The sequence below is a fragment of the Calidifontibacillus oryziterrae genome (genome assembly GCF_000331575.1).
Classification (GTDB): Bacteria; Bacillota; Bacilli; order Bacillales; family Bacillaceae_J; genus Calidifontibacillus_A; species Calidifontibacillus_A oryziterrae.
The window spans coordinates 1-14,427 of the sequence record NZ_ANOK01000004.1 but is presented as its reverse complement, the minus strand read 5'-3'; the positions used below and the strand labels follow the sequence as shown (position 1 = coordinate 14,427).

The following is a 14,427-nucleotide window of genomic DNA, read 5'->3' as shown; positions in this document are numbered from 1 at the left end:
AATTATTAATTGATTATATTATCAAAGTCAACCATACAACCGCATCCACCAACATCAGTCATATCAACTGGTTTCTGTGCTTCAATATCTTCTCTTAGTTGGCGAAGTGTGTAAGGAAAAGTTACTTTGTTCTTAGTTTTTTTCATAATAGCTACATTGCTACCAAGGAACTGACGTAATTCCTCTTCTATAACTTCATAATATGCAAATCTTTCTGGTAACTTTTCTAACAAGTTTGCAAAGTGTCCTTGTCCAGCCCGACAACAGAATCCACCGCAATTATTGTGAGCGAATCCCAATTTATAAAGTCTTGGTATTTCTATGCCCAAGATTTCAAGTTCACTAAGTAATTCATCCTTTGTTACATATGGCTCTTCACACATCGGGAATCTTACTGTGTATGGCTTCCAATTTTCAGTTGGTGCTTTTATTCGGTGTTCTTCTGTCCAATCTATTCCTAAATATAAAATACATTCATCAGGATTAAACCTTTTTGTAATCCATTTCTTGGCCGTGTCCTGTTTTAATTTATGAGAGCATGGAGCAACTCTACTATTTCCTAAATATCGAACATCTTTGAAAACCTCAAATGGGTTGCGGCCATCAGCTACTCTTACGAACTCCACCCCTAAATCAGAAACAGTTTCTTCTATGAATCTATATAAATCTTCATCCTCAATAAGAGTATCCGTAAATAATAAAATTACATCTTCTTTTCCATACTTCTCTATTACTCTTTTTGCAGTTGCCCAACTACCAATACCGCCACTATAAAATATGATATGTTTCATATATTCACCTTTTCACCTAAAAATAATTCGTTAAATGTATATATTCATCTCAATTATATAATAATGATGGTTGATTGTAAAAAGATAAATCATTAATATAAAGAGAAGAATATATTACAATATGAGGGATAATTCATGAATAACTTAGCTATAGGTAGGTTAGTAAAACAGTTGAGAAAAGAAAAAAAAATCACAGTAAGTGAGTTTGCAAAAAAAATAGAAATTTCGCAACCATCTCTTTCCAGAATAGAGAATGGTATCCAAGAATTATCTTTCTCATTACTAGCTAATATATGTTATGAATTGAATATGACCATGAGTGAGTTTTTCTTTAGATTAGAAAGGAATAATAATTTACATGATTTAGAAGTTGGATTTTACGGTGATAATGTGGAAAATATAAATCAAGAATTGGATAGAAAGCTGATAGATATGTTATCTACCTTCTCAATCGAACAAAAAAAAGGACTATTTAAACTTTTGTTCCCGTATATTAAAGATTAACCCTGGCAAAATTATTCATGCTTTTATAATATTTCCATTAGTAAAATAAACAGAGGTTAGTACAAAAGGATTATATTACAGTTGTTTAAACTAAACATCAAAAGCACCTACTAGCCGTTAATTGCTAAGAGGTGCCTTTGTATATTAATTATTTGATTATCCGGTATGCTATGAGAAAGAACATACACAAGGAATAGTCTCATCTGGAGTAAACAGATACTTTTCAACACCGTCTCTTTCCATTTCTTCACGGAATTGTTTCAAAGTATACGCTCCGCCATTTTTCTTCAATATGGATACATTTTTTTCAAAGTGTTTTCGGAAGCGTTCTTCCATTTCCTCTTGCTCTTTGTACTGGTCAGGCCAGATGGAATATAAAGTTGCGTAGTGTTGGAATCCACCTCGCACACATCTACCACCACAATTCGCATGTGAGAATCCATTTATCCCCTTCTTCACTAGCTTTTTAGCAATTGGGTCGTTTTCCTTTTCAGCTTTTTCAACAGCCGCAGTATACATACGAGGTAATTTAATGCCCCATTCGAATTGAATTATTCCTTTTGCATCTAGATCAGCTCTAAGTGTTTCGACGAGTGGAAATCTTGATTCAATTGGCTCGATTGGAAAATGCTCGTAGAACGATCTTATCCCTGCGGCTTTTCTAATATTTGCATCAGGGCTATCCTCCCGAACTAAACTTGATTTGCGTCTAACATGACTATCATCTCTTCGGTGCTTTTCGTGTGGAGCAATACCAAAATATAGGACAGGCTCTAATTTTTCATTATCACGAAGTTCTTCAAGAAAGATAAGTGTCTGTCGCACCTTTAATTCTTCAGAACATTTTGCAAGCCTAGAATTCCCTAAGAATTTATAATCATAGAAGACCTCTTCTGGAGTTCTTCCATCCAAGATTTCTGTTATTTCTAATCCAATGTATTCAGCGACCTCATCCATAAATCGTAAGTTATCTTCATCTTCCCACAAAGTATTTGTAAAAAATAACTTACAATTCTCTTTGCCAAAAGCTTGTACCATATAATAGGCCACATAGGCACTTCCGGCGCCACCGGAAAACATTGCAATGTAGACACGTTTTCTCTCTGAGCGAGGTAATTCAATACGCCACTCATTTTGAATAATATCTTTTACATCTAAATCTTTATTCTTTGCCTCCACAAGCGGATAATGTGTTTCTATTGCCTTGGATGGCGCAACCTCAAAAAATAACTGTAAATCGGAAACATTCCCAAAGTCTTTTTCAATACTTTCTAAGCATATTTTCTTGTTTCTATACATTTCTTCAGGTACCGAACCGAAATACAAAATAGGCTCAAGTTTTTCATTCTCTCTTACTTCTTCAAGATAAGCGAGTAGCTGTTTAAGTTTGACCTCAACCTCATATCTCAAAGCTGAATTTGATTCATCCTCATTAGAAAATTCGATATTAATAGAGTCATTTTCAGCATCATTTATTTCTATTAAAGGTAAACCGATATATTCCGCTACATCTTTCATGAAGCGAGAATTTGCTTCATATACTGGACCTTCAGCACTTTTACTAAAGGTATCAATAAATATTAATCTAGTATTCTCTTTTCCATACTTTTTAACCGTTTCGCAAGCAACATATGCACTTGCAACACCGCCTGCTAGAACGGCTATATGGACACTTTGACGTTCATCCTCCATAACTATCTCCCACCTAATCAACGTACTTTTCTAATAATAGATAAATCATGTATTCCAACTCACCTTTTGGAATATTGCGTCCTGCATTCCTAATAATCCTATCAATGTTTGAATAAACTGTATTTGTTTTTACCGAGAAGTCCACCTTAGAAATGACTTTTGTCTTTTCGCCTACTCCAATTTTAATATAAGCAGCTTCTTCTTTTGGACCCTTGTTTCCTTCATTCTCTTCAACTTCTTTGAAATCAATTACAGCTTTGTAGTTTTGTTTAAATTCACGTTTAAACTTTTCTACTGTCTTATCTGACCAATCTTCTATCAATACCCCTGCAAAAGACTCTAAGAAGTTATCAATCCATTTCTCGTTGTCATTAACTGAAAGAATTGATTTAACGAGTTCATTTGTTTTCTTTAGATACTCATGTTTATTATTTGCCCACACAAGTAATTCTTCCAGATTGGAAGTTCCAGTAGTCTCTAAGATTTCTTGGCCGATCTCTGATTTCACTTCATTTATGAAGCATTCAGCATATTCTTTTACACGCAATAATTCAATGAACTTTTCATTGTTAAATAAATCGTATAACTCTGAAATAGCTTCTTGAGGCTTTACCTCGGTTTTTCGTATAATATCCCGAACTAGTGAAAACTCTTTATTAACTAATGTTGAAATTTGAGTAAAACGTGGTAAAGATCTTAACCATTTGATGAGAGTCCCACAAATTTGAATTAACCGAGAATTATTAACTCCTTCTAGCCGTTCCTCAATATGATTCGAGAAATAATTCTCAATATTATTGAAGAACATAATAAATTTCTCATCTATTTGTTCATAGACATACTGGTAGTTTTCTGCGCCTTCCTCTTCAAGTATTTCATATAGCTTATCCCCACTCAGACCCGGTACAAAAATCTCATTTCTGTACAACAAAAATTCATTCCACCGGTCCCGTAACATTGCTACAAGTAAAATTGGTATTACAGGAGTTCTAATACCAAAAGGTTTACCTGTAAATACGTCTACTACATCTGCAAAATTACCTCTTGGCTTTTCATCGAGCAACTTTATGAGTTTCTCGCGAAGCTTACTATACGGGGCATATTCAATATCTTTATAATCGAAGTTGTTTACATTTTTATCAAAGTTAGCATTATTTTTAAATATAGAAGCATAGATGGCATATGCAGGTCCACTACCCTCAATACCAAACCTTTCCTCAGTAGGATTCTTAATAATCGCATCAATAAGAGTTTTTGCTCCGACTTTCTGCTGAGAAGAAGCATTCATACGATTGAAAGAATCATTTATGATTTGTGGTGTTTCACTGTAAAGACTATTACATTTATCTGTCAACAACTCAGACAACTGGATTTCGCTAAGGACTTGCTTACGATTTTTATTTGTAACCCAAATCATTTCTTCTGCAAAGTCAGAGAGAGTAACTAAGTATTTTTTAATGACATGATTTGCCTCTTTTAACAGTAAAATTAACTCTTCCTTAATTCCCTTGTCTTCTGATAGTAATTCTTTATCAGTCATTAGACTCTCAATAATGTTACTATCATACAACTCATTCAGTATAGAAGATAATGGTTTAGGGTGTATTGCAAATATATCCTTCTCAGAACTTGGAAGCTTGGTAATTTCCGACTCTAATTCATTTGAGGCCATTTCTTCTGGGATAACATAATAAATATTTAAATCAGAGCCTGTGTTATGTCTTTTTAACAAGTTGAACTGAACCAAATCCGATTCTAGTATCAATTCAACTTTTGCAAATCTGGTCATATCCTTCTCATCATTATACCGCTCTGCAAAATAGTATTTTTTTGAAAGGTTATTTTGAAGACCTTTCATAATATCTGATTTAGTTGCTATATACTCTGATTTCTTTATTGCTATTTTATCTTGTAAATCAATGGTACTACCAGAGTGGATCTCCCATAATTCACCTAAAATGTTAAACCTAATTACCTTCTGTTTTGAAAGGATTTCTAATATTGGTTGTAAGAACTCTTCTTCCATTTGCATTGCAAATAGAAGGAATTCTGTTGAAAGCTTTTGCTCCTTTTGTAACCCACATAAATTCCATGTAGAAATGAATTTTATTAGATTCATAGCAATCTTTTTATCTACAAGTTTATCAGGTATCCTTGCTATTGCTTTTTTATAAAGAAGAAGATGCTCAGCAACACTAGTATCAAGATCACTCTCTGTTGCATCAGAGAAGAAATAATCAAAAAGTTGGTAAGCAAAATAATAATTATCCGTTTTCGAAATATGATTTATTAATCCCCCGGTTTCTTCACTCTCTAAGAAAGTAAACAAAGTTCTTTCATTTTGTCCAAAAACACTTGAAAGCTCTGGCAAGACATAAAGTGCCACCGGATGAAGAGGGTACATTGACCTTGCAATTACACTTTCTCGCTCACTAGGATTTAGACTGGGAAAAAGTGGGTATTTCTTTAAATTATGAATTGCTTGCGCAAAATTTTCTTCAGATACAGATGGTTTTTCTAATAAATTTTCTGTTAATATTACCTCTGCTATCTTTAAAAACGTTGCTTGGTCACTAACTATGTTATATTGTCTAAATCTCTTTTCAATTCTTTGAAATTCTTTTGCAACATCTTCGTGCATTACGGTGAAATACTGTCTTAAACTTTTATGGGTAATTAACATAAATTGCAATGATTTAGTTCGATTCGTTAACTCAGCTAGGTCTTGAATATCTTGCATAGTTTCATTCAGACTAGAACGATTAATACCTTGTAGGAATCTACCAAACTCATCATGTACGATAATAAGCCCCAAATTGTTTTTATCCAATACCTCTAATATGTGTTCCATTTGGGTTAGGAATGCTTCGTTATAACCCGCTTCAAATGCAGCTCCAGACGTAAGTGATGGAAACACAGTATAAAAGAATTTGATTTCTTCTTCGTTTTGGCTTCTTATATCCTCTATCCAACTATCAATACTTTTCTCAGCATCTTTTAATAAAGAAATAAAGTTGGAAAAAGTTTCAGGATAGTCTGTCCTCCATTTATCAACAGCCTCTATAATTTTTTTACTAACACCCGGAAGGACAACATCTAGCCCTTCCTTTTTTAGTGATTTAATAATATTTGATAGAATAGCTTGTCTAAATCTACCCTCATTACCTGTTAATAATACAGGAAGATACTTCTTTTCTACCTCACTAGCTTTACGAATTTGATCAGCAATATAATCATCGAAATGTTTAAATTTGTTAATCAACTTTTCGATATCATGTGAAGAAGCACTTTTGGAAACGATTGTACTAATAACTGTGGCAATAAGTGACTTTCCAGTACCATAAGGGCCTACAATAATGTGTGATCTATTGCTATCTTTAACAAAACCATCCAGTAAGCCTTTTAATACCTCAGCATGTGACTGAGTTGGAATATACCTCAGAATAAATTCATCCTTACCAACATCAAATCTTATGTTTACACTAGTTTTAAATGACATTTGCAACTTCCACCTTATCTAACTCAATATTCAACTCATAACAAAGATATTCAAGTGGGTTTATTTTCGGCACTTTTACATTGTCTAAGTTATTTGTACGTACGTATTCAAGCGCAAACTTCCTATGGGTTGTTAACTTATTCAGAGCCTCAATTATTTTATTTTTTGAAAAGTTGAATACCTTACCCCATAACAATTCTTCATTGAGGATTTCCTCAAGACTGATTAGCTCCAAATCAAGTTCTTGAGAATACGTTAGTAAAACATAGTACAAAGGTATCAATCCTATTTCCTCAATATTTGGAGAAATCTTCTTTATGTTTTCATTTTTTTCTTCTGAAGCCTCTTCTCTAATGAGATTTAGCTTAGTAAACGGAGAAAAAATAAAATCTTCTGGATCATTTTCATTTGCATTTTTTGTATATAACTGCACTAAAACATCTATATCCCTATCTAAAGAATTATCTGAAACAGCTTTTGCCTCATGATTTTTAACCCAAGTTCTAAATGATTTTTTCAATTCCGGTCTTTGAGTAACAGTTTCCTTATAAATGTTAAAATACCAATAGAAAACAGTTGCTAAATCATTATTGTTTCGAACTAAATGGTAATGTAGAATGGATACTGTTTCAGTCTTTTGCAGTAATCGATCATATTCATAAATTAGTTTTCCGAAATCAGTTAAGATATGGGTTTTTTCTGCAGTTTCTTGCATTAAATCCATAGCTGATAACCAAAACCGTAATGATCTAACCATGTTTTTTCCAAGACCAATCTTTTCAAAACCATCTTTATCATAGAAAAAACGAGGATCATCATTTATTGCTTTCATTCCCTTACTTAGCCATTTATCTCTTAAATAAAAACTCTCATGCCTTCCGTATGCCATTAATTAAACATCCTTTCTAAACGCCCTTCTGGATGACTATCTCCAGAACAATTATATATCAAAAGTCTTTTTTAGTTAAGTAAAAGTTCTTGAATTTAGAGAACGAATGTTCTAACTGAACTTCTGGTGACCGTCTCCAGAAATAAAAAAATAGTACTTTGGTTTATCCAAAGTACTATTTCAAGGATTTAATTGTTATCTAGCTAATTCATGGATCAAATCAAATAAACCTTCATAATTATTATCATCCGATGCAAACTCTTCAATTAACTCGTTAGCAAGTATGACAACATCTTTCTTTTCATTTTTTGCTTCTTTTAATTTATCGTGTAAAATCTCTATCCCTTTTAAGGCATAACTAATCACATAATCTTTGTTAATTTTTTTAATAGGTTCTTCAGAAAAGTTTCTAAGCGCTCTGTTAATGCGCCCATGTTCTTCTTCTAAATCAATATTTGGGTTTGCAAGAATCAAGGTCCGTTCAATAATGTTTGTTTTCTCAAATTCTCTTGACAATTTATCACTGAAAATTGTCTTATCCTGACTTCTATCGCCCTTTTCTTTTGCACGTTCTCCTGATAAAAAACCTATTATAGCTGCTGAAAAAAATACATCGTAAGCTGTTGAAAAAACTCCATCTGTTCCACCATTTTCAAACAAAAGGTCATTCGTTAATTCCGCATGATCACCAAAATATCTGAAATCACCCTCAAACATCCTAAACACCTACCACTTTTTCATTTGGCGTAATCTTTGTTCTAAATTGGTTTTCATTACCAGAGGCATCTTTTACCAACTCAATGGTATACTCTTTGCCAATAACGCCCATATCGTCAAAGATAGACTTTGCGGTCTCATAGTTATCATCTTTTACTAGAATAATTACTTGTTCAGCGTATTCAGGAAGCACTTTTGAAACCTTTTCAATATAATCTGTGTCCATCACAGAGTATGGTGCATCAATAACGAGAGGATATGGTTCGTTACTGAAGCCTAACTCATCTTGCAGCTTCTTTTCTCTTACCATTTTTGTTATCCCACAAACAAATGCAAATGCAGCAACCGTAGAAAGGCCTTGACCTTTGGAATTATCTTTGATAAATTGTCCATTGCTCTCTGTATAAAGTTCAAAATCAAACTTCTCAGTTATTTTTAGTTTTCCTTTGCCTCTGTTTATATTTTTATAAACTTTTTGAACTTCGTCTTGAAGTTCTTTACGCACTTTTTCCTTTTCAAGATTATAGTATTCTTTAAGATTATTTAGAATATCTCTAGTAATCTCCCTATAATTAATGATTTTTTTATTTTGCTCATTGGTATTTGATAAAGCATCCAATTTGTTCTGAAGGTCAGATTGATTTTGTAATTGGAACTTTTTCTCTGTTACTAGCTCGGTAAGTCGATTACTTAACTCTGCTGTAGCTTGTTTAAGTGTTTGATATTCTTCTTCCGCTTTTCTAATCTCTTCTTCAGAAGAAGCCTGTATTCCCCTGCTAATAACATCAAGCTGTACCTCTTTGTCATGAATTTCTGAGTCTACTTCAAGATATTCAGCAAACATCTCTTCAATCTCTTGTTTGGATTCCTCATTTAATTTTGCTATACTTCTAATAGCATCAAGATAACGTTTTGTAGTAGTACCAATAGACTCAGGTGGATAAAATTTCTTGTTGTCTCTTAATACATTGAATGTGTGGTCGTTTTCTTGAAATTTTGTTCCACAGATACATTCTTGTTTTTCAAGGATATAATCAATTGTGGAGGAAGTAACATCCGGTGCAGCTTCCTCTATATCAGTAGAATTAGCAACAAAGGTAATTGTCTTATCAAACAATTTTTGCAATAAGAGATAGGAAAATGAGCCTGAGAATTTTCGAAGCAATTGCTTTTTTATTTTTTCTTTCCGCTCTACAAGTAAATTGACCTCATTCTCCAATCCCTTTCTTTGTAACTGTTTTTCCTGAATATGTTTATTCTGTTCTAAGTACTCAGAGACCTTAACTAATTGAGTCTCAGTTTCAGCTTGTAAATCTGTAGTTTCTTTAATCTGGTTTTCAAGATCATTGATGGTTTCATTAATTTCATTTATCTTTGCTTTTGTTTCATCAATTTCAGTATCATTACCAGTATCTATTTTTTTATTGAGTGAATTTAATACCCCGCCTGTATTATTCCATCCGCCCAAATGCGACACTGCTTCTTCTAGGACATCGAGACCTAAAATAGTTTGTATGTCCTTTTCTAGCTCCTGCTTATGGGTGTTATTATTGGTCCCCATATGCAACATTCGTTCGCCGTCGAAAATAAAGAAACGCGAGAGTGAACGAGGTAGTATCTCGTTAATATCCTTATTACTTACATCCTGAATTACATTATTTGAATTGTAAGTCATAATGGTTTGGGTTGACTCTTTTGCAATAAACTGGGTATTGTGTTTTATGAATTCCTGCTCTCTTCGGATAATATAAAGTTGCCCTTTATGAATAATTTCTAAAGTAACTGACACTTGGCGGGTCTCACCAACAGCCATCGAGAACTTAACATCTTTATTTAGTATCTCATTTGGCTCATTAAGGGTGGTATAGCCGTACAAGCACCAGATAATACTCTGAGCAAGGGTTGTTTTCCCTCCATTATTTTTAGCTAAACAAAGGGTCAAATTTTTAATGTCATCGGTAGAAAACTCGATAAATTGCTCCCCAAAGTATACCCTAAAATTCTCAAGCTTTAACTTTTGAATTTTCATACAAGTCAACCTCCTTTATGATTAATTCTTCGATTTGATTAATCATTTCATCCCTTGTGAGTGGAAATCCATTGTGTATGTTTTTCTTTTCAAGTTCCAGAACTAACTTGACAATGCTCTTTTTTAGTTCATCCTTTGTCATTCAGTCTCTTCCTCCACTTCATATGTTTCACGTAGCTCTGTTATTATTTTTTCAACTTCTTCTTTATTAGAACAAGTCTCGTAAAAGTCTAAAATCCTCTCCAACTCATCTCTGACAAGTGTTTTTCCAATTTTATAATCACTTTCTGACAATCCATTAGCATAATCAACAAAGAACGGAAGAGAAACAAAATCATAAATTACTGCTTTTTCTTTTTTATATCCCCATTTTTCAAATTTGCGCAATACCCGACCACGCCTTTGGATATATTGTTTCTCATCTTTCGAGCTAGCAAGTATATAAGCTCTTTCTATTGAAGGAATATTTACACCTTCGTCTAGACACTTTATTGCAACAACAGTACCAATCGTCCCATTTGAAAATTGATTTTTTATCATTTGTCTTTGATGGATATCTTCCTCGGCTGTAAATCGAGTAGCTATAATTCCATTATTTACAAGCATACTAACAACCAAATCTACCTGCCTATATTCATCGTGTTCAGCTTCAATTATTTCAGGCATTTCCTCTAAGGAAACTCTAGCAGCTCCACAATAAATTAGGTTGTTACTTGTATTTTTCATATCTAGTATAAAGGTATTTAGCTTAGTAATTTTGTCAGCTGATTTTGCTATCAACAACGATCTCTCGTTAGCAGCAAGCTTCCCAGCAGTATTTAGAGATGCATTTCCTCTTTTATCTGTGGTGGTACCTTTTGCTATTTTAAACGTTAGTTCCCTATACTTTTCAAACTCATCCTCAGTTAGAAAAGTTAAAACAGGATGATACTCATACTCTACAAGACATTTTTTTTCAAAAATCGCCTCTTTGATCCCGATATGATATACAACATCGCCAAAGTACTCTCTTATCTGGTTGGTGCCTTCCTCATCATATTTCCGCTTAAATGTTGCTGATAAAGCCAGTCTATACCTGTAACTATCCAAAAGCCCTTTTAAACCCGCTTCTGAACCAATGTTATGAGCTTCATCTACGATAAATAACACTTCTCCTTTCAGTTTAGATAATACATCTCGTGTCTCTTCCTTACTGTAAGTAGCATTTGTTGTAATGAAGCAACAAAACTTATCCTTTTTATTTAGGTTGAATAAAGAAACCTGATTTCTTAGTGTTGTTTTCCAAGACCTTTGTCTTGATTTTGAATGCCCTATTATTGGAGAAATGTTAAACCGTTCTAAATCCTCAACCCATTGCTCAACTAAATGTTGATAAGGACACACGATGATTACAAAAAGTTTTTTTGTTTCCTTATATAATTCAACAACAGAATTTAAAGCAGTTATTGTTTTACCAGTACCGGTTGCCATTGAATATATGCCATAATATCCATTATTTTTCCAATTGATATGAGCCTCCCATTGGTAATCCCTAATATTAATTTCTTCGGGAACATAAGGGACGTTAGAGGACGTTGGTTTTATTACCTCACGCTGTTGCAAACTTTGTAACCTCCTTTCTAAAATTTTTCTAGGCATAACGACTAAACTCTCTTCAGGCACAATTTTCTCTTTTTTATACTTTAGTATTTCTTCCTTAATACCCTCTGGAAGATTACTAATATAGAGATCTTCGTCGATATTTCCCCACATCTTCTTAAACCGCTTTTCTTTTGTTCCTATTTTGCGTTTATCTGTCTCAGCAAGCCATGAGTAATTTAACTCAAACGATTCATGGTTTCTTAACAGCCCGCTATAAGTATCATTGTTAGATCCCACCATTGAAATTTTGTTACCTTCAATATCAGTTAGTACTCCCCATTTTTCATGAAACAAGCCCTTGTTCTTCAAATCTTTGAATAAGGCTATTTTAATATCTAAACGCTCGGAAGCAATCAAGTGGGCTATGTAATTCGCTCTTTCGACTTCTTCATAAGTAACGGGTGGCTGTATAGCATTCTGTAGCTTTTCTTCTATTAACCTACGTAATTCGTACCCGTCTTCAATTTTTTCAATATCTTCTACCGTTAAATCTGGAGAGGTAATGACTCGCATCCTACCATTGTTTCTAATTAGAGCCGACATTCCCTTAGATATTTCGTAAAGGAAATCACCTCTAAAATATCCAACAGCCCTGTCGAATTGGACAGTATTACTTAGTACCGGTAGATAAAACTCTTTCAATAAATCCATTTTGTGACTTATATATTCATCGTGGTAACTTAAAGATTTATAACTCAAAAGACCATCTCCTATTACCCTCACTTTTTGGATCGGCAATTGTTTAAGTTAGCAAAAAAACGCACTAACTTCCTTTTATTGTAATACAATTTAACCATTAAAAAAACAAAACATTCAGTTCAAAAGTAAGCATTTTTATTCTTTATCATTGACTTTTAATAATTCCTTACGTTTCGACTCGTAATCCTCTTCTGTTGCGTTCTTCCATTGGGCATCAAGTAACATTTCTGCCCACTCTTGGATACCAATATCCGTTTTCTTATGAAGCATATTTAACATAAACTTTAATTGATTCGTACAATAAAGACCATCGAAATAATCAGTGTAAATAGCTTCTAATTTCTTCATAATAGTTTCCCTGTCCATTTTTCATTACCTCTTTCGATTCTACTCATTTACTTTAATGATTTATCCACTTTTTTCACTGTCAAATTATATTCTTTTCCAGTTTAAATCCTTTTTAACAATATAGAGTTCTAAAAATGACCAAGTTAATTTAAGCAATAAATAGTATACTATTCACTGTTGTAAACAGAAGATCAACAAACAAATAGTATGATATAAAGTTAGCAAATTTTTTTCGTTTAACCATTCAAACACCTGAAAAACATTCTGCTAGATTGGTTATCTTCAGTTGTCGAATATAATTTGTTACCTCTATTGGATGAATACTGGTTTTACGAACCATCTAAAAATGAATATTGGACAAATAAGCTTCGTGGTGCCTTAAATGATTAAAATTAAGAACAATTACCATATTTTAACCGATGTCCCTCTAGCCGTATTTGCAATTTAAGTTAAACTACAAGATTGTATAAAAATCATCAATTTTTCACCGCTACCCATTAAAAACAACTCTGTTTGAACATACTTATAGCTTCAAAATATCATGTTTTATTTTGTTCAGACAGTGTGTACTTAGTTTGAACATTTGATAAAACTTATCTTTTGGACTATAAACTTGTAGAAATTAAAAAATAGGTCATTTTGGTTCTAACCTTGAAGTATGACAACTATAATAACAGTGTAGGGAATTTACTCAAGTGGATTCGCTCCTCGATAACCTAATATAGAATCGTTGCTACCCTATCCTAACCTAATTAAAAACTGGAGGGATTGTTATGTTCTTTAGTAAAAGTAAAGTAGCAAGTCGACTATCTATCTCGCTTACAGCAGTAAAGTATTTAATTAATCACGGATATCTTCAAACAATAACAAATTCACAGGGGAAAGAAGTAATCACTCAAGCCTCTCTCATCAAAGAATTAGCAAGAAGGCATCAAGTTTTCAGTGATGCACTTGAAGCCGTCAATTGTCCAACTGAATGTGCATGCGGGTGCAGAGCAAAGGTAAAAGCAGGAAGTCGCTATATAACAGGGCATGATGCAGTAATTAGTGGCATATTAAAATTCATAGTTGAAACAGGCCATCCATTAGACCGTAGATCCGCCCTAAATCTAGCAAAAACACTTCGAATCTCACTTTACGAATTGTTTGGTGTAGTAGAGCTAGAACCAGAACCAATTGCTAACGAAGAGGCAGACCTAAGTATTGAAGTTACCCTAATCAACCTTCAGCAAGGTTTTCTTAAATTTATACAAGGAAAAATGACAGACGATGAAGTTCAAATGGCGTTCCATAAAGCAGTTGAAAGGTCTGCAAGCGAAGGGGATCATTTTATACTTCATAATGTAGGGGATTTAACGCGCAAGGGCTCAACTGGACTAAGAATTGAGCAACTAGAGAGATCACTATCTGCAGCCAAGTCAATGCTTGGTAAATATGTCGCAGATGAGATAGAGCAAGTCATTGGGGAAAGACCGGATGTCGTTTTCAGAACTGAAACCTATCAAGATACATTTTAAGGAATGCCATGGCACTCCTTTTTTACTTCCTTCAATTTAGGGGTAGCGTCAGGAAAAACGGTTATCTTAACTAGTCATAATGGATGACTTTACAGTATTCA

Annotated in this window: 11 protein-coding genes; 2 read left to right on the top strand and 9 right to left on the bottom strand. The window is 33.5% G+C overall.

All coding sequences use genetic code 11. The features are described from left to right. Positions 1-5 precede the first annotated feature (5 nt). Positions 6-791 (bottom strand): adenine nucleotide alpha hydrolase family protein, encoded by a 786-nt coding sequence (locus D612_RS0103385; RefSeq protein WP_017754077.1) that lies wholly within the window; start codon positions 789-791, stop codon positions 6-8. 135 nt (positions 792-926) lie between these two features. Here D612_RS0103385 and D612_RS0103380 point away from each other — a divergent pair, with 135 nt between their 5' ends. After that, positions 927-1,295, top strand: coding sequence for a helix-turn-helix domain-containing protein (locus D612_RS0103380; RefSeq protein ID WP_017754076.1), 369 nt, complete (start codon positions 927-929; stop codon positions 1,293-1,295). Positions 1,296-1,463: 168 nt separating this feature from the next. Here the strand turns inward: D612_RS0103380 and D612_RS19910 are convergent, their stop codons facing one another. The 8 genes from D612_RS19910 to D612_RS0103340 form a co-directional block, all read right to left on the bottom strand. Then, positions 1,464-2,987 (bottom strand): hypothetical protein, encoded by a 1,524-nt coding sequence (locus D612_RS19910; protein ID WP_017754075.1) that lies wholly within the window; start codon positions 2,985-2,987, stop codon positions 1,464-1,466. 13 nt (positions 2,988-3,000) lie between these two features. Beyond that, a complete protein-coding gene (locus D612_RS0103370; protein ID WP_017754074.1) occupies positions 3,001-6,486 on the bottom strand; it encodes a hypothetical protein in 3,486 nt (1,161 codons plus the stop codon). Further along, complete coding sequence (locus tag D612_RS0103365; protein ID WP_017754073.1) at positions 6,476-7,375, bottom strand: DUF4007 family protein; 900 nt, start codon at positions 7,373-7,375, stop codon at positions 6,476-6,478. Before D612_RS0103365 ends, D612_RS0103370 begins: the two co-directional genes overlap by 11 nt. Before the next feature lie 195 nt (positions 7,376-7,570). Next, positions 7,571-8,092 (bottom strand): hypothetical protein, encoded by a 522-nt coding sequence (locus tag D612_RS0103360; RefSeq protein ID WP_017754072.1) that lies wholly within the window; start codon positions 8,090-8,092, stop codon positions 7,571-7,573. A gap of 1 nt (position 8,093) precedes the next feature. After that, positions 8,094-10,121, bottom strand: coding sequence for an AAA family ATPase (locus D612_RS0103355; protein WP_017754071.1), 2,028 nt, complete (start codon positions 10,119-10,121; stop codon positions 8,094-8,096). Further along, complete coding sequence (locus tag D612_RS19355; protein WP_017754070.1) at positions 10,096-10,263, bottom strand: hypothetical protein; 168 nt, start codon at positions 10,261-10,263, stop codon at positions 10,096-10,098. Before D612_RS19355 ends, D612_RS0103355 begins: the two co-directional genes overlap by 26 nt. After that, the gene (locus D612_RS0103345) at positions 10,260-12,461 is read right to left on the bottom strand and encodes a DEAD/DEAH box helicase family protein (protein ID WP_017754069.1); all 2,202 of its coding nucleotides are present in this window, start codon (positions 12,459-12,461) and stop codon (positions 10,260-10,262) included. Before D612_RS0103345 ends, D612_RS19355 begins: the two co-directional genes overlap by 4 nt. Positions 12,462-12,596: 135 nt before the next feature. Further along, on the bottom strand, positions 12,597-12,827 hold the full coding sequence (locus D612_RS0103340; RefSeq protein ID WP_017754068.1) for a hypothetical protein: 231 nt from the start codon (positions 12,825-12,827) through the stop codon (positions 12,597-12,599). Between the two features lie 755 nt (positions 12,828-13,582). Here D612_RS0103340 and D612_RS0103335 point away from each other — a divergent pair. Continuing rightward, positions 13,583-14,326, top strand: coding sequence for a hypothetical protein (locus tag D612_RS0103335; RefSeq protein ID WP_017754067.1), 744 nt, complete (start codon positions 13,583-13,585; stop codon positions 14,324-14,326). Positions 14,327-14,427 lie beyond the last annotated feature (101 nt).